Annotated in this window: 17 protein-coding genes; all 17 read right to left on the bottom strand. The window is 41.1% G+C overall.

The genetic code is table 11. The features are described from left to right. Positions 1 to 57 precede the first annotated feature (57 nt). The 17 genes from tilS to tsf all read right to left on the bottom strand — a co-directional run bounded on the left by tilS (position 58) and on the right by tsf (position 20,038). Positions 58 to 1,374, bottom strand: a complete 1,317-nt coding sequence (tilS, locus tag CIK00_RS15910; protein ID WP_101769647.1) for a tRNA lysidine(34) synthetase TilS — start codon at positions 1,372 to 1,374, stop codon at positions 58 to 60. A gap of 143 nt (positions 1,375 to 1,517) precedes the next feature. Next, positions 1,518 to 2,477: an acetyl-CoA carboxylase carboxyl transferase subunit alpha gene (gene accA / locus CIK00_RS15905; protein ID WP_101769646.1), complete on the bottom strand. Its 960-nt coding sequence runs from the start codon at positions 2,475 to 2,477 to the stop codon at positions 1,518 to 1,520. A gap of 70 nt (positions 2,478 to 2,547) precedes the next feature. After that, positions 2,548 to 6,027: a DNA polymerase III subunit alpha gene (dnaE, locus tag CIK00_RS15900; protein ID WP_101769645.1), complete on the bottom strand. Its 3,480-nt coding sequence runs from the start codon at positions 6,025 to 6,027 to the stop codon at positions 2,548 to 2,550. A gap of 120 nt (positions 6,028 to 6,147) precedes the next feature. Then, on the bottom strand, positions 6,148 to 6,759 hold the full coding sequence (rnhB, locus tag CIK00_RS15895) for a ribonuclease HII (RefSeq protein ID WP_101769644.1): 612 nt from the start codon (positions 6,757 to 6,759) through the stop codon (positions 6,148 to 6,150). Between the two features lie 5 nt (positions 6,760 to 6,764). Next, positions 6,765 to 7,907 carry a lipid-A-disaccharide synthase gene (gene lpxB / locus CIK00_RS15890; protein WP_101769643.1) on the bottom strand — a complete coding sequence of 381 codons (1,143 nt, stop codon included), beginning with the start codon at positions 7,905 to 7,907 and terminating at the stop codon, positions 6,765 to 6,767. Then, entirely contained in the window at positions 7,907 to 8,695 is a 789-nt protein-coding gene (lpxA, locus tag CIK00_RS15885) for an acyl-ACP--UDP-N-acetylglucosamine O-acyltransferase (RefSeq protein WP_101769642.1), read from the bottom strand. Before lpxA ends, lpxB begins: the two co-directional genes overlap by 1 nt. Next, on the bottom strand, positions 8,692 to 9,147 hold the full coding sequence (fabZ, locus tag CIK00_RS15880) for a 3-hydroxyacyl-ACP dehydratase FabZ (RefSeq protein WP_101769641.1): 456 nt from the start codon (positions 9,145 to 9,147) through the stop codon (positions 8,692 to 8,694). The genes lpxA and fabZ overlap by 4 nt, the downstream gene beginning before the upstream one ends. Before the next feature lie 92 nt (positions 9,148 to 9,239). Next, positions 9,240 to 10,268: a UDP-3-O-(3-hydroxymyristoyl)glucosamine N-acyltransferase gene (gene lpxD, locus CIK00_RS15875; protein ID WP_101769640.1), complete on the bottom strand. Its 1,029-nt coding sequence runs from the start codon at positions 10,266 to 10,268 to the stop codon at positions 9,240 to 9,242. 102 nt (positions 10,269 to 10,370) lie between these two features. Beyond that, positions 10,371 to 10,880, bottom strand: coding sequence for an OmpH/Skp family outer membrane protein (locus CIK00_RS15870; RefSeq protein WP_101769639.1), 510 nt, complete (start codon positions 10,878 to 10,880; stop codon positions 10,371 to 10,373). 17 nt (positions 10,881 to 10,897) lie between these two features. Further along, a complete protein-coding gene (bamA, locus tag CIK00_RS15865) occupies positions 10,898 to 13,303 on the bottom strand; it encodes an outer membrane protein assembly factor BamA (RefSeq protein ID WP_101769638.1) in 2,406 nt (801 codons plus the stop codon). 36 nt (positions 13,304 to 13,339) lie between these two features. Next, complete coding sequence (rseP, locus tag CIK00_RS15860; protein ID WP_101769637.1) at positions 13,340 to 14,695, bottom strand: sigma E protease regulator RseP; 1,356 nt, start codon at positions 14,693 to 14,695, stop codon at positions 13,340 to 13,342. Then, positions 14,692 to 15,888: a 1-deoxy-D-xylulose-5-phosphate reductoisomerase gene (gene ispC / locus CIK00_RS15855; protein ID WP_101769636.1), complete on the bottom strand. Its 1,197-nt coding sequence runs from the start codon at positions 15,886 to 15,888 to the stop codon at positions 14,692 to 14,694. Before ispC ends, rseP begins: the two co-directional genes overlap by 4 nt. A 66-nt stretch (positions 15,889 to 15,954) precedes the next feature. Next, complete coding sequence (locus tag CIK00_RS15850; protein WP_101769635.1) at positions 15,955 to 16,803, bottom strand: phosphatidate cytidylyltransferase; 849 nt, start codon at positions 16,801 to 16,803, stop codon at positions 15,955 to 15,957. A gap of 108 nt (positions 16,804 to 16,911) precedes the next feature. After that, entirely contained in the window at positions 16,912 to 17,673 is a 762-nt protein-coding gene (locus CIK00_RS15845; RefSeq protein ID WP_101769634.1) for an isoprenyl transferase, read from the bottom strand. Positions 17,674 to 17,748: 75 nt separating this feature from the next. Next, positions 17,749 to 18,306, bottom strand: a complete 558-nt coding sequence (gene frr / locus CIK00_RS15840; protein WP_036793412.1) for a ribosome recycling factor — start codon at positions 18,304 to 18,306, stop codon at positions 17,749 to 17,751. A 67-nt stretch (positions 18,307 to 18,373) separates the two neighbouring features. Further along, positions 18,374 to 19,102 (bottom strand): UMP kinase, encoded by a 729-nt coding sequence (gene pyrH, locus CIK00_RS15835; RefSeq protein ID WP_101769633.1) that lies wholly within the window; start codon positions 19,100 to 19,102, stop codon positions 18,374 to 18,376. A 90-nt stretch (positions 19,103 to 19,192) separates the two neighbouring features. Next, positions 19,193 to 20,038 (bottom strand): translation elongation factor Ts, encoded by an 846-nt coding sequence (gene tsf, locus CIK00_RS15830; protein WP_101769632.1) that lies wholly within the window; start codon positions 20,036 to 20,038, stop codon positions 19,193 to 19,195. Positions 20,039 to 20,055 lie beyond the last annotated feature (17 nt).

The following is a 20,055-nucleotide window of genomic DNA, read 5'->3' as shown; positions in this document are numbered from 1 at the left end:
CATATGTTAAATAAATTAACATATGTAGTTTTATTATAAAAAGAGCCAATCAAGGAATTATGAACGTTGCCATATAAATTGCACCGTTGTGGTTGCTGTTACTGGAGCAATAAACTCATCCACAATAAACACATCAGCGATAGCGACTAATTGCTCACCATAAAACAACATCGGTGTACGGCGACGTAACCAACTCGGCACCTGATATTCTTGGAGTAATTTTTTAAACTTACGCTTACCACTGCGGCCTTGTGGTTTTATCTCTGGGCCTAAATAATCAAACCGGATCGAGACCACTTCATCAGTATAAGGTAAACGTAATCCTGCTTGGGCGTGTTGCTGCAAACACACCGCCCCTAATGCTTGTGGTAATTGGCATGGTTGGTTAATGATCACTTCATGCTGCCAATCACTAATGTCTGGCCATTGTTCTAAGAGATATAACTGCTGTTGGTAACGACGTACTTGATACTGTTGCCAGCACACTTGTGGATTAGCATCGACTTTGGCCTGCACTACGTTAAACCAAATTTGTTCAAGCTGTGCAAGTGACGGCATGATCACCGCTTGCTGTTTCAGCCATTGACGAATAAGCGCCATCCCTAAACGAGTACTGATATTTTCTGTAATACGTAAACTACCATCAGCCTGTAGTGCTTGTTGGAGTTGATAGCTTAATAACTCTTCTAATAAGCCTTCTTGTTCACCACATAAATATGCACTACGACTTACAGCTTTGCGTATGCCCGGCCAACGATCATTTAACAAAGGTGTTATTTGATGACGAATAAAATTGCGATCGTAACGTTGATCTTGATTACTTTCATCTTCAACCCACTGTAATTGATGCAGGATGCCATAAGATTCAATATCTGCACGACTGATAGCTAATAATGGGCGTAAGTGCTGCCCTAGAGCAAACGTCGTTAAAACAGGCATTGCCGCTAACCCCGCAGGACCACTGCCTCGTTTTAAAGCTAACAATACGGTTTCAATTTGATCATCAGCATGCTGCGCTGTCAGCAATGTATCACCAGCTTGAATATGGTTTGATAATGCTTGATAACGCGCATTACGAGCAGCTTGTTCAACGCTTGCACCACCGCCTAATTCGCAATGCACTCGTTCAATATCACAACGTAAACCACTACTTTCAGCCCAAACAACACATTGCTGCGCCCAAATATCGGCATTAGTACTCAGCCCATGATGAACATAAACAGCATCAGCATGATAGTCAGGATGTTCATTAATAAATCGAGCGAGTAAATCTAGCATTACTCGCGAATCTAACCCACCGCTTAGTGCTAACACTAACCGTTTTGTGCCTAGTGGGTAGGCAAATATTTGATGGCAAAAATGAGAATACAACATTGGCTTATATCTTCGAAAAATAGACGACCTAGTTTATACCAGCAATGAATTAACCAACACCAACAAACTGTATTGGCGAATATGAAATATAAAAAAAGGTCAGCATTAATGCTGACCTTCTTGATGCGAATAAATCATAACGATTAACAGTAACCGTAACTCATTAGACGCTGGTAACGACGTTCAAGTAGTGCTTCAGTATCAAGCTGTTCTAACTCTTCTAATGTCGCTTTAATTTGTGCTTTTAAGCTATTTGCCATTAATGGCATGTTGCGATGCGCACCACCTAATGGCTCTTCGATAATATTATCGATTAACTCAAGTTCTTTCAATCGAGGGGCTGTTAGTCCCATCGCATCAGCAGCTTGTGGGGCTTTATCAGCATCACGCCATAAAATTGATGCGCAACCTTCAGGTGAAATAACTGAATAGGTTGAGTATTGCAACATGTTGACACAATCACCCACACCAATTGCTAACGCACCACCAGAACCGCCTTCACCTACTACATTACAAATAATAGGTACAGTTAAACCGGACATAACTTTTAGGTTCATTGCAATCGCTTCTGATTGACCACGCTCCTCTGCACCAACACCAGGGTATGCACCCGCAGTATCGATGAAAGTGACGATAGGCATTCTAAAACGTTCAGCCATTTTCATTAGGCGTAACGCTTTACGATAACCTTCAGGTTTTGGCATACCAAAGTTACGTTTAACTTTTTCAGTCGTACCGCGACCTTTTTGATGACCAATAACCATAATTGGACGGCCATCAATACGTGCAATACCACCCACTAACGCCTTATCATCAGCAAAAGCACGATCACCGGCTAATTCATCAAACTCTTCGAACATATGCTCGACATAATCAAAAGTATATGGGCGCTGAGGATGGCGTGCGAGTTGCGCAACCTGCCAGGCACCAAGATCACCAAAGATTTTCTTAGTTAATTCGAGGCTTTTCTTTTCTAGTTGCTCAATTTCTTTTTCAAGATTAACCGAGTTAGATTCATCACGACGCGATACATCACGCAGTGCTTCAATCTTTGCTTCTAATTCTGCAATCGGTTGTTCAAACTCGAGGAAGTTCAGGCTCATACCACTTAAAATCCTTTTGCTTATTTTAATGATAGGGTTTGTTATACCCTACCACAAATAACAAGCTAACTTAATTAAACTCAAGCTCGACCTGTTTATCACCTAAGAGCATTTTTAAATCCGATAATAATTTATCGGCAGGCGTTACGCGCCACTCTGTTCCTAAGGTAAACTTGGCCCGAGCATTCGAGCGCTGATAATACATATGTACAGGTACAGTACCTGCTCTATGCGGTTCCAGCACTTGGCTGAAACGGGAAAAAAATTGTTCGTCGATTTGCTCTTCTGTTACCGAAATAGCGACACCACGAAGATGTTTTTCTCGTGCTTCTGAAATATCGAGTACTTCACGAGCTGACATTCTAAGGCCACCATTGAAATCATCAAAGCTGACCTGTCCAGATACGACCACTATTTTGTCTTTTTCGAGCAAATCCATGTAACGATCAAGAGCATCGGTGAATAACATCACCTCCATGCGACCTGAACGATCATCTAATGTCATTAAGCCTATACGGCTACCACGCTTAGTGGTCATCACTCGAGCGGCAATCACTAGCCCTGCAACAGACGCTACTTTATCACGTCCTGTTTGCTGTGCATCTTTTAAACGCCAAGTGGTGTAATGTTTTAATTCTGAAATATAGGCATTAATAGGGTGACCCGTCAAATATAACCCTAACGTTTCCCGCTCACCTTCAAGCCAAACACTTTCAGGTGCTTCTTCAATATTAGCATAAGCATGCTCGACTTCTTCAGGCGCTTCGGTTAATACACCAAACAAATCATCTTGACCTGATGCTTGTGCTTTATGATATTGACTTGCCGCTTTAATTGCATCATCAAGTGTCGCTAACATTGCCGCTCGGTTAGGTCCCAGTCGATCTAATGCACCCGATTTAATTAACTTATCTAAAACACGTTTATTAACCCGTTTAGTGTCAATACGAGCACAGAAATCAAATAAATCTTTAAAATGACCGTCTTTTTCACGGGCACTAATAATATTTTCAATCGGCCCTTCACCAACACCTTTAACCGCGCCAATACCATAAACGACTGCGCCTTCATCATCAACATTGAATCGGTACAGACCTTTATTCACATCTGGCGGTAATAATTTAAGATTCATGCGGTGACATTCATCAACCAAACTAATGATCTTATCGGTATTGTCCATATCAGCAGTCATTACCGCCGCCATAAATTCAGCGGGATAATGGGCTTTCAGCCATAATGTTTGATATGACACTAACGCATAAGCGGCTGAGTGCGATTTGTTAAAACCATAACCGGCAAATTTCTCTACCAAGTCAAAGATTTTCATCGACAATTCGCCATCAACACCGTTGTCGATAGCACCTTTCTCAAACACTGCCCGTTGCTTAGCCATTTCAGAGGCTTTTTTCTTACCCATCGCACGACGTAACATATCTGCACCACCTAGCGTATAGCCAGCCAGCACCTGTGCGATCTGCATTACCTGTTCTTGATACAGAATAATACCGTAAGTTGGATCAAGAATTTCTTTTAACGACTCATGTTGCCATTTTTCGTCTGGGTAAGATACCGCTTCTCGACCATGCTTACGGTCAATAAAGTTATCTACCATGCCAGATTGTAATGGACCGGGGCGGAACAATGCCACCAAGGCGATCATATCTTCAAAGCAGTCGGGTCGTAGACGTTTGATCAAATCTTTCATACCACGAGATTCCAACTGGAATACTGCGGTTGATTCCGAGCGTTGCAACATATCAAATGACTTTTTATCCGCCATTGGAATTGCTGCAATATTAACGGGCTCTAACCCTTGTTCAACTCGGCGAGGATTAATCATCCCTAACGCCCAATCAATGATGGTGAGTGTTCGCAGACCTAAGAAGTCAAACTTCACTAAACCTGCAGTTTCAACATCATTTTTATCAAACTGGGTTACTGGGTTATTACCTTCAGCATCACAATATAATGGTGAGAAATCAGTGATGGTTGTCGGTGAAATAACCACACCACCAGCATGTTTACCCGCATTACGTGTCACACCTTCTAAAATGCGACACATATCAATGAGGTCACGAATTTCTTCATCAGCTTCATAAGCTTGACCCAGTTGAGGTTCAACCTCAAACGCTTTTTCAAGCGTCATTCCAGGTTCTGCCGGAATCAACTTAGAAAGACGATCCACAAAACCATATGGATGCCCAAGTACACGACCAACATCACGAATAACGGCTTTGGCGGCCATCGTACCAAAAGTAATGATCTGCGATACCGCATTACGACCATACATTTCAGCAACGTGATCAATCACTAAGTCACGTTTATCCATACAAAAGTCGATATCGAAATCGGGCATGGATACACGTTCAGGGTTAAGGAAACGTTCAAACAGTAAGTCAAATGCTAACGGATCCAAATCAGTGATTTTTAACGCGTATGCCACTAATGAACCTGCACCAGACCCTCGACCAGGACCTACAGGCACATCGTTATCTTTTGACCACTGAATAAATTCCATTACGATTAAAAAGTAACCCGGGAATCCCATTTGGTTAACAACTTTCAATTCAATTTCTAAACGTTCATCATATTCAGGGCGACGTTGAGAGCGAACCTCTGGATCAGGAAATAGAAATTCAAGTCGCTCTTCAAGACCTTGCTGAGATTTAGTCACCAAGAAGTCTTCGATACTCATATCACCGGTCGGGAAGTTTGGTAGAAAATACTCCCCTAAGCGAACAGTCACATTACATCGTTTAGCAATTTCTACTGAGTTCTGTAATGCTTCAGGAATATCAGCAAACAGCTCACACATTTCATCTTCACTGCGCAAGTACTGCTGTTCACTGTAAAGCTTAGGTCGATTAGGATCGACCATGGTATAACCATCATGGATAGCAACACGGATTTCATGGGCATCAAATTGATTAGCGTTAAGTAGTCGCACATCATTAGTTGCTACCACTGGCAAATCATATTGTTCCGCTAATTCAATCGCAAAATGAAGGTAAGCATCTTCATCAACACGTCCAGTGCGAACCAATTCTAAATAATAGCTGTCCGGAAAATAGGTTTGATAAAAAGCGACACAAGCATCAGTTAGCTGTTGATTACCTTTGAGTAATGCACGCCCAACATCGCCCGTTCTACCACCCGATAAGATAATTAACCCTTCACGGTACTTAATAAGCCATTCTTTATCAATCACGGGTTGATGCTGAACATGGCCACGTTGATATGCTTCTGAAATTAATAACGTTAGGTTTTTATAGCCTTCATTATTAGCGGCTAAAATGGTGAGTTCAAATAGCTCATCGCCCATGTCTTGGCTTTGTACTTTAAAATCGGCACCAATAATCGGCTTCAAGCCCGCATCATGGGCAGCAAAATAAAACTTCACTAAACCACACAGGTTCGTGAAATCAGTTAAAGCCAATGCTGGCATGCCAAGTTCAGCGGCGCGCTTAACGATAGGTTTCACTTTCGCCAAGCCATCGATCATTGAATAATCACTATGAACTCGAAGGTGGATAAAACGTGGTTCTGCCATGACAACCTAATTCATTACATTACTTAATTAACAAAAATTATACCCGATCGGGTAGTCATTCGTCGTATAAAAAAAGGCGATACCAAATGGTTCGCCTTTTTATCACGCAATCACAAGGACTTAATCAAGACCCAATACGCGCTTAACAGGTTTAAATGTTTTTCGATGTTGCTCAATCGCACCGTATTGCTCTAAAGCGGCAAAGTGCGCTTTAGTCGGATAGCCTTTATGCTTAGCAAACCCATATTGTGGAAACTCCGCATCAAGGATTTCCATTTCACGATCACGAGTAACTTTGGCAATAATTGACGCAGCACTGATTTCGTCAACCCGCAAATCCCCTTTAACCACCGCTAATGCTGCCATCGGTAGTGCTGGAATTTTATTACCATCGATCAATACAAAATCAGGCTGAATATGAAGCCCAGCAACAGCACGTTGCATAGCAACCATGGTCGCTTGTAAAATATTTAATTGATCAATTTCATCTGCTTCACAGCGACCAAGTGACCACGCAAGTGCCTTTTCTTTGATTTCACCAAATAGAAAATTGCGTTTTTTCTCACTGAGCTTTTTAGAATCGGTTAATCCTACAATCGGATTATTAGGATCTAAAATTACTGCCGCCGTAACGACTGCACCCACTAATGGGCCACGGCCGACTTCATCAACACCCGCAATACAATTAGCTTGTGGGTATACAAAAGGAGGAAAGTCTTGTTTTTCAGCCATAATTACTATGCCTTATCGATTAATGCTAACACTGCTTGTGCCGCTTGTTGATCAGCATTACAACGAATGGTTTTATGCATGTGTTCAAACTGCGCCATTAATGCTGTGGTATCACCATAAAGGATTTTATCAACTTCATAGAACAACTTATCTGGCGTACAGTCATCTTGAAGTAGTTCGGTAACTAATTCACGATCGGCCATGATATTAGGTAATGAAACATACTTCGTTTTTAGCATCCGCTTGGCAATCCACGCAGTAAGTGGTTTCACTTTATAGCCCACCACCATCGGACGTTTCACCAGCATACATTCTAATGCAACGGTCCCTGATGCGAGTAGCACCGCATCCGCCGCTATCATGACATTTCGAGCAGTATCATCCACTAATTCAAAATCTAATTCAGGCGCAGTCGCTTGCCATGCTTGTTCAAATTGAGCACGACGTTTTTCATTCACCAATGCGACCACAAAGCCTAACTCAGGATGTTTTACTTTAAGTTTTTTACAGGTTTCAATAAAGGGCTCTGCGAGCATCGCCATTTCACTGCCACGACTACCAGGAAGCACCGCTAACCAGCGTTTAGTTGGATCTAAGCCAAGTAACTCACGAGCAGCAATTTGATCAGTTTGTAATGGAATAGCATCGGCCATGGTATGACCAACAAACTGACATGGCACATTAAACTTATCGTAAAATGCTTTTTCAAATGGCAAAAAAGCCAATACTAAATTAGTGGCGGCTTCAATTTTAAAAATCCGTTTTTGGCGCCAAGCCCATACTGATGGACTAACATAGTGCACCGTTTTAATACCACGATCTTTTAAATCTTTTTCAAGCCGTAGATTAAAATCAGGCGCATCAATACCAACAAACACATCCGGTGGATTATCGCTAAAGTACTTAACAAGCTCGGCTTTTACTTTGAATAATCGTGGTAATCGACCAAGGACTTCAACAATCCCCATTACCGCAAGTTCTTCCATATCAAACAGCGCTTCACAGCCTTGAGCTTGCATTCGAGGCCCTGCAACCCCCACAAATTCAGCGTCAGGATATTGCGCTTTTACGGCTTGAATAAAACCAGCACCTAAAATATCACCGGAAATTTCTCCGGCGACAATCGCTATTCGAAGAGGCTTCGTCATTAGCGAATAATACCGCGTTCTGAGTTATCAAGTAATTCAGAAAAACGTCCAACTGACGGCCAATCTTTCGCCATTTCAGCAAGAACTGGTTTTACTTCTGCCAGTGTTTTTCCTGAACGGTAAATTTCTTTATAAGCTCGACGAATGGCATGTAGTTCTGGTTTTTCAAACCCATTACGCTGTAAACCAACGATATTTAAACCAAAGGGTTTCGCGTGGTTACCTTGAGCTAATACATACGGTGGTACGTCTTGTACGACAGCTGAACAACCACCAATATAACTGTAAGCACCCACAGTACAGAATGGATGAACCGCAGACAATGCCATTACACCAGCATAATCGCCAACAGTAACATGACCACCTAAAATAGAGTTATTACCAATATGAGTATGATTACCAACAACCACATCATGGGCAATATGGGCATTTACACATAACAAATTATCGTTACCAACAACAGTAACGCCCTTATCTTGTGTAGTACCACGATGAATTTGAACACTTTCACGGATCACATTACGATCACCAATTTCTAAGCGTGTTGCTTCACCACTAAATTTCTTGTCTTGGCACTCTTCACCGATAATTGCAAACGGGAAGATACGATTATCTTTACCGATAACTGTTGGACCTTTGATGACAACATGAGACATCACCTCAGTGCCTTCACCAATTTCAACCCCTGTTGCAATATAGGTAAACGGGCCAACAGTAACATTAGCGCCAATGATCACCCCATCTTCAATCACAGCTGATGGATGAATTTTCGCACTTTCATGAATCATGAGAATACTCGTCTCGCACATTTAAGCTCTGCTGAACACACTGTTTCGCCATCAACTTTAGCGATGCCATTAAATAACGCGATACCACGACGTTCTTTAATAAATTCAACTTCTAGAATCATTTGATCGCCAGGTACTACCGGTTTACGAAACTTTGCTTTATCAATACTCGCAAAATAATACAGTTCATTTTCTGTTGGCGCACCAAAGGTTTTAAAGGCTAATAAACCTGTTGCTTGTGCCATCGCTTCTAAAATCAACACGCCAGGAAATACAGGCATATTGGGAAAATGACCCGTAAACTGAGGCTCATTAACAGAAACATTCTTAATCGCTGTTAACGTCTTTCCTTCATCATAATTGGTAACACGATCAATCATAAGAAACGGGTAACGATGAGGAAGAAGCGCCTGAATTTCGGTGATGTTTAACGTCTTTTTTTCGGTCGTCAAAACTAAATTCCTGTTATAAAAACATGTAAAAAATATGCTATGAAAATGCAAAATGGCCTACACAAAGGCAGGCCAATTAATGATAATAAAAATTATTCGTCTTTAGCTTTAAGTTGTTTTTCAACTGCTTTTAGACGTTTATTCATATCATCAATACGATGAACCCGGGTAGCTGTTCGACGCCACTCTTTGTTAGGTTGCAGCGGAATACCTGAAGAGTACATACCTTTCTCTTCAATACTACGCATCACCATTCCCATGCCAGTAATTGTTACGCCATCAGCAATCTTAATATGACCATTAAGTACAGAAGCGCCACCAATAATACAATATTTACCAATTTTAGTACTACCAGCAACGACTGTCGCTCCTGCCATCGCTGTACCATATCCGATTTGCACGTTATGAGCGATTTGCATCTGGTTATCAATAATTACATTATCATCAATAATGGTATCGTCTAATGCACCACGGTCAATGGTAGTACAAGCACCAATTTCAACGCGATTGCCAATGCGAACAGAACCCAGTTGCGGGATCTTAACCCACTCACCTTTATCATTAGCATAACCAAAACCATCGGCACCAATAACCGTACCTGATTGTACAAGACAGTGAGCGCCAATGACGACATTATGATAAATAGTGACATTCGCCCACAATTTGGTGCTATTACCAATAATCGCGTTTTTACCAATAAAACAGCCTGCACCAATTTGAACGTTATCGCCCAATTGTACTCCAGCTTCAATCACTGCATTATGACCAATAGCAACATTACTACCAACAATTGCAGTTGAATCAATATACGCTGATGCTGCAATATCAGTCGCAGCAACAGGGGTTGTATCAAGAAGTTGAGCCACTAATGCATAGCTAAGGTAAGGGTCTTTTACGACTAACATATTGCCATTAAAAAACTCGACATCCGCTTCTCGTAGCATTACTGCATCCGCTTGACACTCACTAAGCTGTTGACGGTACTTGCTATCAGAAAGGAACGTTATTTGCCCTGTAGCAGCCTTGCCCATCCCGGCAATTGAGTGAATTTCAGTTGTGCCATCGCCATGTAGCTCTGCACCTAATTTATCAGCTAATTCAGCAAGAGTAATTACAGCCATTTTATTCTATCTCTCTTGTAACAACAGCCACATAAGGTGGCTGTTAGATCAAAAGTTGTAGCTGAACTCGTCAGCTACAACGTTCACCACAGGGTTACTGTTTTATTTTACAGCAGCGATAACTTTAGATGATAAGTCATCACTCTTATTTGCAAATAATACTGCTTGTGCATCTAGCACAACATTGTAGCCATTTTTCTTCGCAACAGTATTGATAGCAGTACGGATTTTCTTAACCAGTTTCTGCTCTTCTTCCATGCCACGACGACGTTGATCTTCTGATAATGCTTTTGCTTTTAGCTTATAATCAGAATCAAGTGCTGCAAGTTGACGTTGAATATCAGTACGTTGTTGAGGTGTCATTAACTCACCATCACGCTTCATTTTTTCGATTTTGGTTTTCATTTTACCCTCAATCGAACGTAACGCTGCAACGCGACCACTGAACTCTTTTTGCAATTTTTCTTGCACTTTGTAACGTGTCGCTAATTCAGACATTGCCTGACCAGTAGACACATAACCAATTTTTTGTGCAGCTTCGGCTGCATTGGCATACATAGATGAAGATAAAATTACTAAACCTAAACTTGCTGCTTTAATCCACTGTTTCAAAAGACTCTCCTTAAAAATTAGAATGACTGACCAATGGTGAATGTGAAGAACTCTTCATCATCCCCTTCGTATTTCTTAATTGGTTTAGCAACCGAGAATACAAGTGGACCCATTGGGGACATCCACTGTAATGCAGCACCGTAAGACGCTCGAATCATACCTGGGTCAGAATAATCAGGTAATGAACTTGCGTTGGTATAATCAGGATGGAATTCAGTATCCCATACCGAACCAGCATCAACAAAGAAACTGGTACGTACTTGATTTTTCACTTCTTGAGAAGCAAACGGGGTTGGAACAATTAATTCCATACTCGCTAGAGCAATGGCATTACCACCCGTAGACTCATCACTTACCACACCTTTTTGGTTATTACCTTGGCCTTGACCGTAAACTGCTTTAGGGCCAACAGTGTTAGAACGGAAACCACGAATAGTTGTAAAACCACCCGCATAGTAGTTTTCATAAAATGGCATTAATTGATCACTGCCATTGTCTGTCTTACCGTAACCGTTACCGTAACCTAATTTACCACGTAGCAATAAGGTGTAGTCTTGTTTTTCAGTTAATGGAATATACTGACGAACATCATATTGAGTCTTAAAGTATTGTGAATCCGACCCAGGAATAGTCATCTTAAATGATGCATTCTGATAATTACCCGACGTCGGGAAGTAACCACGGTTTAAGTGGTTACGCGTCCATGAAATACTCCAGTTGAAGTCATCAAGTTCGATTGCATTATCATTATTTTCATCAAAGCCATGAATCTTTTTAAACTGCTCGATCTGATAGTAATCTTGAATATTAGAAATCTTATTATGATCATAACCCAAGCTAAAATCAAAGTAGTTCAATTCATTGAATGGGAAGCCCCACGTTAAACTTGCGCCATAACTTTGGTTGGTATAATCCGAGATATTGGCATCTGATGCTTCAAACTCGTTGTAGTAAATCTTACCACCAAGACTAACGTTGTTAATCGTGAAGTACGGATCTTTGTATTCAAGGCTAATGTTCTTAGAGTAATCATTGGTCATTGCATTAATGCCAAATAAATTACCCGTACCCAAGAAGTTTTTCTGGGTTAAACCCGCCTGGAAACTAATACCTGATTCAGTACCGTAACCGACACCGAAGTTAACACTGCCAGAGTTCGCTTCTTTAACGTTGTACTTCACATCAACCTGATCATCAGAACCAGGCACACGGACAGTTTGTACATCAACATTTTCAAAGAAACCAGTACGGTTTAGACGTTGCTTACCTGTTTCAATCGATTTAGCATTAAGCCACGAACCTTCCATTTGGCGCATTTCACGACGTAACACTTCATCTTTAGTGGTGTTATTACCACTAAATTCAATATTACGTACATACACACGTTTCCCTTGTTCAACATTAACGATCAAGGATACTTGATGTGCTGCATCATCAAACTCAGGCATCATGGTAACTTTAGGATAAGCATAACCTGCCTTACCTAATTCACGCTTAACGGCTTCTTCTAATGCTGTGACTTCAGCACCATTGTAAACACTGCCAGATTTAAAGGTTACTAACTTATCAAATTCAGCAACACGGCCAGCAACGTCACCTTGGAACTTAACGTTTTTAACCTTGTATTGCTCACCTTCATGAATTTTTAAAGTGATGTACACGCCTTTTTTATCAGGAGAAATAGCAACATGCGTTGATTCTAAGCGGTACTTTAAATAACCATTATTTAAATACTGCGAACGCAATGTTTCTAAATCACCTTGCAGTACTTGTTTCTGATACTTTTCATTGGCCATAAAGTCCCACCAAGGCACACTGTCCTTAAGTTTGAACTTACCGACCAAATCAGCATCACTAAAAACATGATTACCAAGGATATTAATCTGCTTAATTTTAGCGGATACACCCTCAGTAAATACAAATTTAATATCAACACGATTACGAGGCAAAGGCGTAACAACCGCTTCTACAGTGGCATTATATTTACCCACACTGTAATAGAAGTCTTCTAGACCTTTATCAATCTTAGATAAGGTTGTTCTATCTAGCGCTTCACCAACACGTAAGCCTGATGATTCAAGGTTCTCTTTTAGCTGCTCATCTTTGATTGCTTTATTGCCAGCAAAAGTAATGTCAGCAATGGTTGGACGTTCTTTTACATCGACCAGTAACGTATTACCGTCTCGATATACCTTAATATCTTCAAAATTGCCGGAAGAATAAAGAGATTTGATCAGCGTTGAAATATCCTGTGGATCAACAGTGTCGCCAACTCGAACAGGCATTTTTAATAATGCTGCGCCCATAGTGACTCGCTGAAGACCTTCAAAACGAATGTTATCAACTACAAATTTATTTTCCGCGCTATGCGCAACGCTACTTGTTAAAAGTAGCGATGCGACTAACAGTTTTTTAATCGCCATTACTGTACTGATTATTCCTTGCTAAATACGCATTTATTAAAGTCGGGTAAAATCATTGAATAGCGCAACCGCCATTAACGCAACCAAAATGGCTGATCCCACTCTATAGCCAATATCCTGAATTCGTTCAGATACAGGACGACGAGTTACTGCCTCGATAGCAAAGAACATTAAATGTCCGCCATCAAGCACAGGTAAAGGTAATAGATTTACAATACCTAAGTTAACACTGATCAACGCTAAGAAACCAAGGAAATATACCAAGCCAAACTCGGCAGTCATTCCAGCCCCTTTTGCGATAGATATCGGTCCGCTAAGGTTTTTCATTGCAACATCACCAGTAACGAGCTTAGTGACCATATCAAACGTTAATGACACTAATTGACCGGTTTTTTCAGTCGCTTTGATCGCCGCTTCAATGGGACCAAACTTTAAATTAACTTTGTACGATGCTGGCCAAGGTTCAATACTTGGTGCCAATCCTACATAGCCAACTTCTTTACCGTCAGCTTCAACTTTTACACGAGGGGTCAATGATAACATCACTGGTTCATCATCACGTAAAACTTCAACTTGTAGTGTTTTTCCTGGATGAGTACGAACAGCATCAACAAATTGCTGCCACTGCGTTACTGATTTATTATCAACCGTGACAATCTTATCATTTAATTTAAATCCTGCATCAATTGCTGCACTATTATCAACAAGTTGTGAAACAGTTAGCGTAATTGGCGGTGTAAATGGCGAAATACCCAATGTCGTCAATACACGCTGTGATTCAGGATCAAAAGACCAATCGGTTAAATCAAGTGTCCGGGAAACCACAATTGAACTATCAGGCTCTTGTGCCGTTATTACTACTTGCTTATCCCCAATTTGAGATATCAATGCCATATTGGCAGATTCCCAATCAGATGTTTCGAGTCCAGAAACTGATTTTAGTTCCATTCCGGGAATAATTCCCGCTTTTGCCGCGATAGATTGGGGAGCAACTTCACCAATAACTGGCCTTAATGCTGGCACACCGATTAAGTACACTACCCAATAAGCAAAAACAGCAAACACAAAGTTAGCCATTGGTCCTGCCGCAACAATAGCACTGCGTTGCCAAATTTTCTTATTATTAAACGCCATATGACGTTTCTCAGGCGGAACCTCAGCTACCCGCTCATCAAGCATTTTAACGTAACCACCTAGTGGTATTAGCGCTAATGTATATTCAGTACCATCTTTGCCAACGCGACTAAATAAGGCTTTACCAAAACCAATAGAGAAGCGTTCAACATAAACACCACAACGACGAGCAACCCAAAAATGGCCAAACTCATGAACGGCGATAAGAATACCAAGAGCAACTAAAAAAGCGCTTAAATTACGGATAAATTCAATCATGCAAATTCCTTCGCAATAATGTCTAAAGCAAGATCACGGGCTTGCTTATCTAACACCATTACGGCATCAATATCATTAGGTTCAGTTAATACTGCGACGTCTAACACTAACTTATTCACTTTCGCAATATCAGTAAAAAGAATTTTTTCAGCTAAAAAAGCCGCAACAGCAATTTCATTGGCCGCATTTAAAGTGGTCGTTGCTGCTTGTCCTTTATAACAAGCATCAATAGCCAATTTCAAACACGGATAACGATCAAAATCAGGATCCATGAAAGTAAACTCACCGATCTTACTAAAATCAAGTGGAGCAACACTAGATTCAACCCGTTGTGGATATGCCATCGCACATGCAATTGGCGTGCACATATCAGGTAATCCCATTTGTGCGATAACTGAACCGTCTTTATATTGCACCATTGAGTGGATCATTGATTGCGGATGAATAATCACCTGCATTTGTTCACGACTGGCATTAAATAACCAACGCGCTTCAATGTATTCCAACCCTTTATTCATCATGGTCGCTGAATCAACTGAAATTTTAGGGCCCATAGACCAATTCGGATGAGCAATCGCCATTGCAGGTGTTACAGCATCTAAGGCATTAATATCAGTATAACGGAATGGACCACCTGAGCCGGTTAATAATACCTTAGTAACGCCATGTGCCGCTAAATCACAGCGTCCCATACGACGTTGAATTTCAGCAGGTAATGCTTGAAAAATAGCATTATGTTCGCTATCAACGGGTAATAATTCAGCACCATATTTTTCACAAGCATCAATAAACATCTGCCCTGTCATAACCAATGCTTCTTTATTGGCTAATAAAATACGTTTACCTTTTTTAACCGCCGCCATGGTTGGCAATAAACCTGCCGCACCAACGATCGCAGCCATAACCGTATCAACTTCATCCAGCGCTGCCACTTGGCAAATAGCGTCATCACCGCCTAAGACGATAATATCTAAATTTGCCTGCTGTACTAAGTCATTAAGTTGAGATGCAGCCGTAACAGATGCCATCGCTGCATATTTTGGGTGCCATTGCTGACACAGATCAAACATTTTGTCGACATTCGAGCCTGCTGCTAATGCGATGACTTCAAATGAATTAGGGTTTTGAGCGACTACTGTTAAAGTACTATGCCCAATTGAACCTGTAGCACCAAGAATCGTTAACTTACGCATAAAATCACTTACAATTACAAAAAAGGCAGCAAAATAGCTGCCTTTAAGAAAGATGGCTACTCTTAATTAGATTAGCCACAGATAGAGTAATGCAAACACGGGGATTGCGGCTGTTAAGCTATCAATACGATCTAAAATCCCACCATGTCCTGGTAAAATATTGCCACTGTCTTTGATACCAGAAACTCGCTTAAACATACTTTCAACTAAATCGCCTAGAACCGAAATGATCACGGTAATAATAGCAATAAAGAATAATTGGCCTAGTGATGAAAACTCAATCGATAATAAATGCGATCCAAGCCAAGTAACAAAAATAGCTAAACACGCTCCGCCGACTAACCCTTCAATGGTTTTATTTGGACTCACTGCCGGTGCCATCTTATGCTTACCAAAGCGCTTGCCAGAGAAATAAGCGCCAGTATCGGCAGCCCAAACTAATAAGCACACAAGTAAAACTAAGCAGGCCCCATGGTAAGGATTATTGTCATAACCCACAGCGCGGAGCATTAAAATACTCCAAAAAAAAGGCAATAATGTGAGCAAACCAAAAATTTGTTTTAGAAACGGTTTCTTTGACCAAAAATCAGCACTTTTAGGATAACTAATCGCTAATGCAGATGCCACTAGCCACCATAAACCACCAAGAAGTAATATTGTACGATAGATTCCATCAGGATGAGAGAGTGACGCAGGATCTGTGGGTAACAGCGCAATGCTTGCTCCCAGCATGATAGTCGGTAAAATCATCGCATTAATACGTGATGATGCGTTAACAAATTGCGTCCACTCCCAGAAACCAACTAAGGTTATTGCAGCCATAGCAATAATAAAAGCAGGCAACGGCAGAAAAAAGATTCCTGCGATGACAAGTGGCGCGAGGATTAACGCGGTAATAATTCGTTGCTTGAGCAAACTGCGTCCTCTTTTATATAGGAAATATAATATTGAGTATCGGAAAAAACCGCTACTTAAACAATAACGCCAACACACAACATTGCGTATTGGCGAAAATAATGTTTTTTATTTTAACAAAGCTTGTATCTGCTCGCCAGTACAACCAAAGCGGCGCTCACGATTTACAAACCATGCCACAGCATTCGCCAAACTTTGTTCATCAAAATCAGGCCAATGTTGTTCAGTGAAATACAATTCAGCGTAAGCCGTTTGCCATAGCATAAAATTACTAATGCGACACTCGCCACTAGTACGAATTAATAAATCAACATCTGGTAAACCTTGAGTCACTAAACCCTGCGCTAAATCTTGTTCAGTCAGAGAGTCAATATCAAGTTTTTGATCAATAACACGTTGCATCATTTGCTTGGTTGCTTGAAGAATATCCCATTGACCACCATAGTTAGCTGCCACATTTAACACTAACCCAGTGTTGCCTTCAGTTAATAATTCTGCCGCAATAATTTTTTTCTGCAGTCGAGCACTGAAGCGACTTTTGTCTCCGATAATACATAATCGAATATTATTTTTATGTAGTCGTTTTACTTCACAACCTAAAACGGTCATGAATAGTTCCATTAGTACCGAAACTTCGTCCTCAGGGCGACGCCAGTTTTCACTACTAAAGGCAAATAATGTAACGACTTTAATTCCGAGTCGATTTGCAGTAGAAACAGTCTTACGAACCGCATCTACCCCTGCTTTATGGCCAAATACTCGCGCTTTACCTTTGGCTTTCGCCCAACGGCCATTACCATCCATGATCACTGCAATGTGTTGTGGAAGACAATCGGCTGAAAGAACAGCATCTATTAAAGGTTGTGCCATATTTATCCCTCAAAAAAAAAGCGCCGTGCTGCCGCACAGCGCCTTAACTTTGTTCGCTAAATTAAGACTAGAGTCTTAAACTTCCATTAGCTCTTTTTCTTTAACTTCAAGAACCGCTTCAATGTTCTTGATAGCTTCATCTGTTAGTTTTTGAATTTCATCTTGTGCACGACGATCATCATCTTCAGAAATATCTTTATCTTTTAGTAAAGATTTAACTGTAGCATTAGCATCACGACGAATATTACGGACAGCAACTCGACCTTGCTCAGCTTCAGCACGTACAATCTTAACAAGATCGCGACGACGTTCTTCTGTTAGCGGTGGCAATGGTACTCGAATAACAGTACCTGCTGACATTGGGTTAAGACCCAAATCAGACATCATGATTGCTTTTTCAACTTTCGCTGATAATTCACGATCGAATACAGTAATCGCTAATGTACGTGAGTCTTCAGCAACCACGTTAGCAACTTGCTTAAGCGGTGTACTTGCGCCGTAATACTCAACATAGATAGTATCAAGTAGGCTTGGATGTGCACGGCCAGTACGAATTTTTACTAATTGACCTTTTAGTGCATCAACACTTTTTTCCATGCGCGTTTGCGCGTCTTGTTTAATTTCGTTAATCACGATAAATACCTTAAATTATGCTGTCATCATCGCACTGATCGTCAGCGCCATATTAAATTTACAAGGCTTAAGCGTTAGTGATCAGCGTACCTTCTTGCTCACCCATTACAACACGGCGTAATGCGCCAGGCTTATTCATATTAAATACACGAATTGGCATGTTGTGGTCACGAGCAAGAGTAAATGCAGCCAAATCCATTACCTTAAGTTCTTTTTCAAGTACATCTTGGTAGCTCAGCTGTTCACAAAGCGTTGCATCTGGATTTTTAACTGGATCATCCGTAAACACGCCTTCAACTTTTGTTGCTTTTAATACTACATCAGCTTCGATTTCGATACCACGAAGACATGCAGCAGAATCTGTTGTGAAGAACGGATTACCTGTACCTGCAGCGAAAATAACAACACGACCTTGACGTAACTGGCTAATCGCATCAGCCCAGTTATAATTATCACATACGCCGTTCAAAGGAATAGCAGACATTACTCGCGCGTTCACATAGGCACGATGCAGCGCATCACGCATTGCTAAGCCATTCATTACCGTTGCTAGCATACCCATGTGGTCGCCCACAACTCGGTTCATACCTGCTTCAGCTAAACCAGCACCACGGAATAAATTACCACCACCGATAACAAGGCCGACTTGAACACCTAATTCAACGAGTTCTTTTACCTCTTGAGCCATACGGTCAAGAACTTGAGCGTCAATACCAAATCCTTCTTTACCTTGTAGTGCTTCACCACTTAGTTTAAGAAGAATACGTTGATAACTTGGTTTAGGGTTTGTGGTCATGTTTTTTACCTTCCAGGCTGATTTTGAGATATGGAGTTGTAAAAAGACCGCAACGTCGGTTGCGGTCTTTGATATTCTGATTAAAAAGGATTAACCTTTTTGAACAGCGGCTACTTCTTCAGCAAAGCTCATTTCTTTAGCTTTCTCGATACCTTGACCAACTTCTAGACGTACGAAGTTAGTTATTGTAGCGCCTGTTTCTTTCAAAATATCGCCAACAGTTTTCTTTGGTTCCATGATGAAAGCTTGGCCAGTTAGAGAAACTTCGCCAGTAAACTTCTTCATGCGACCTTCAACCATCTTTTCTGCGATAGCTTGAGGCTTGCCTTCGTTCATAGCGATTTCAACTTGAACTGCACGCTCTTTTGCTACAACTTCAGCTGGTACGTCAGTTGGGTTAACGTATTCAGGGTTAGAAGCTGCAACATGCATTGCGATGTGCTTAAGTGTTTCTGCGTCGCCGTTACCAGCAACAACTACTGCGATACGAGTACCGTGAGTGTAAGCAGAAACTTTATCACCAGCAATGTATGCTACGCGACGGATAGAGATGTTCTCACCGATCTTAGCTACTAGCTCAATACGTGCTTCTTCAAACTGTACTTGAAGCTCTTCAACTGTAGCGTGGCTAGCAAGTGCTGCATCAGCAACAGAGTTAGCGAATGCAAGGAAGCTACCGTCTTTAGCAACGAAGTCAGTCTGGCAGTTTACTTCAACAAGAGCTGCTTTACCGTCAGCATCTTTAATGATGATAGTACCTTCAGCTGCTACGTTACCTGCTTTTTTAGCAGCTTTAGCAGCACCGCTCTTACGCATGTTTTCGATTGCTAGCTCAATATCAGCGTTAGCTTCTACTAGTGCTTTCTTACAATCCATCATGCCTGCGCCAGTACGTTCACGCAGTTCTTTAACTAGGGCAGCTGTAACTGTTGCCATGTGATAATCCTCAGATT

It is taken from the genome of Photobacterium carnosum (assembly GCF_002849605.1).
Classification (GTDB): domain Bacteria; phylum Pseudomonadota; class Gammaproteobacteria; order Enterobacterales; family Vibrionaceae; genus Photobacterium; species Photobacterium carnosum.
The sequence above is the reverse complement of the archived record's forward strand: the minus strand, read 5'-3'. Positions and strand labels throughout refer to the sequence as shown.

Bases quoted from the DNA above. Each gene is read 5' to 3' on its own strand.
- dnaE (WP_101769645.1), bottom strand. From the start codon at position 6,027: ATGGCAGAACCACGTTTTATCCACCTTCGAGTTCATAGTGATTATTCA.
- lpxA (WP_101769642.1), bottom strand. From the start codon at position 8,695: ATGATTCATGAAAGTGCGAAAATTCATCCATCAGCTGTGATTGAAGAT.
- rnhB (WP_101769644.1), bottom strand. From the start codon at position 6,759: ATGGCTGAAAAACAAGACTTTCCTCCTTTTGTATACCCACAAGCTAAT.
- accA (WP_101769646.1), bottom strand. From the start codon at position 2,477: ATGAGCCTGAACTTCCTCGAGTTTGAACAACCGATTGCAGAATTAGAA.
- tsf (WP_101769632.1), bottom strand. From the start codon at position 20,038: ATGGCAACAGTTACAGCTGCCCTAGTTAAAGAACTGCGTGAACGTACT.
- pyrH (WP_101769633.1), bottom strand. From the start codon at position 19,102: ATGACCACAAACCCTAAACCAAGTTATCAACGTATTCTTCTTAAACTA.
- lpxD (WP_101769640.1), bottom strand. From the start codon at position 10,268: ATGGCTGTAATTACTCTTGCTGAATTAGCTGATAAATTAGGTGCAGAG.
- ispC (WP_101769636.1), bottom strand. From the start codon at position 15,888: ATGCGTAAGTTAACGATTCTTGGTGCTACAGGTTCAATTGGGCATAGT.
- lpxB (WP_101769643.1), bottom strand. From the start codon at position 7,907: ATGACGAAGCCTCTTCGAATAGCGATTGTCGCCGGAGAAATTTCCGGT.
- tilS (WP_101769647.1), bottom strand. From the start codon at position 1,374: ATGTTGTATTCTCATTTTTGCCATCAAATATTTGCCTACCCACTAGGC.
- rseP (WP_101769637.1), bottom strand. From the start codon at position 14,695: ATGATTGAATTTATCCGTAATTTAAGCGCTTTTTTAGTTGCTCTTGGT.
- CIK00_RS15845 (WP_101769634.1), bottom strand. From the start codon at position 17,673: ATGGCACAACCTTTAATAGATGCTGTTCTTTCAGCCGATTGTCTTCCA.
- bamA (WP_101769638.1), bottom strand. From the start codon at position 13,303: ATGGCGATTAAAAAACTGTTAGTCGCATCGCTACTTTTAACAAGTAGC.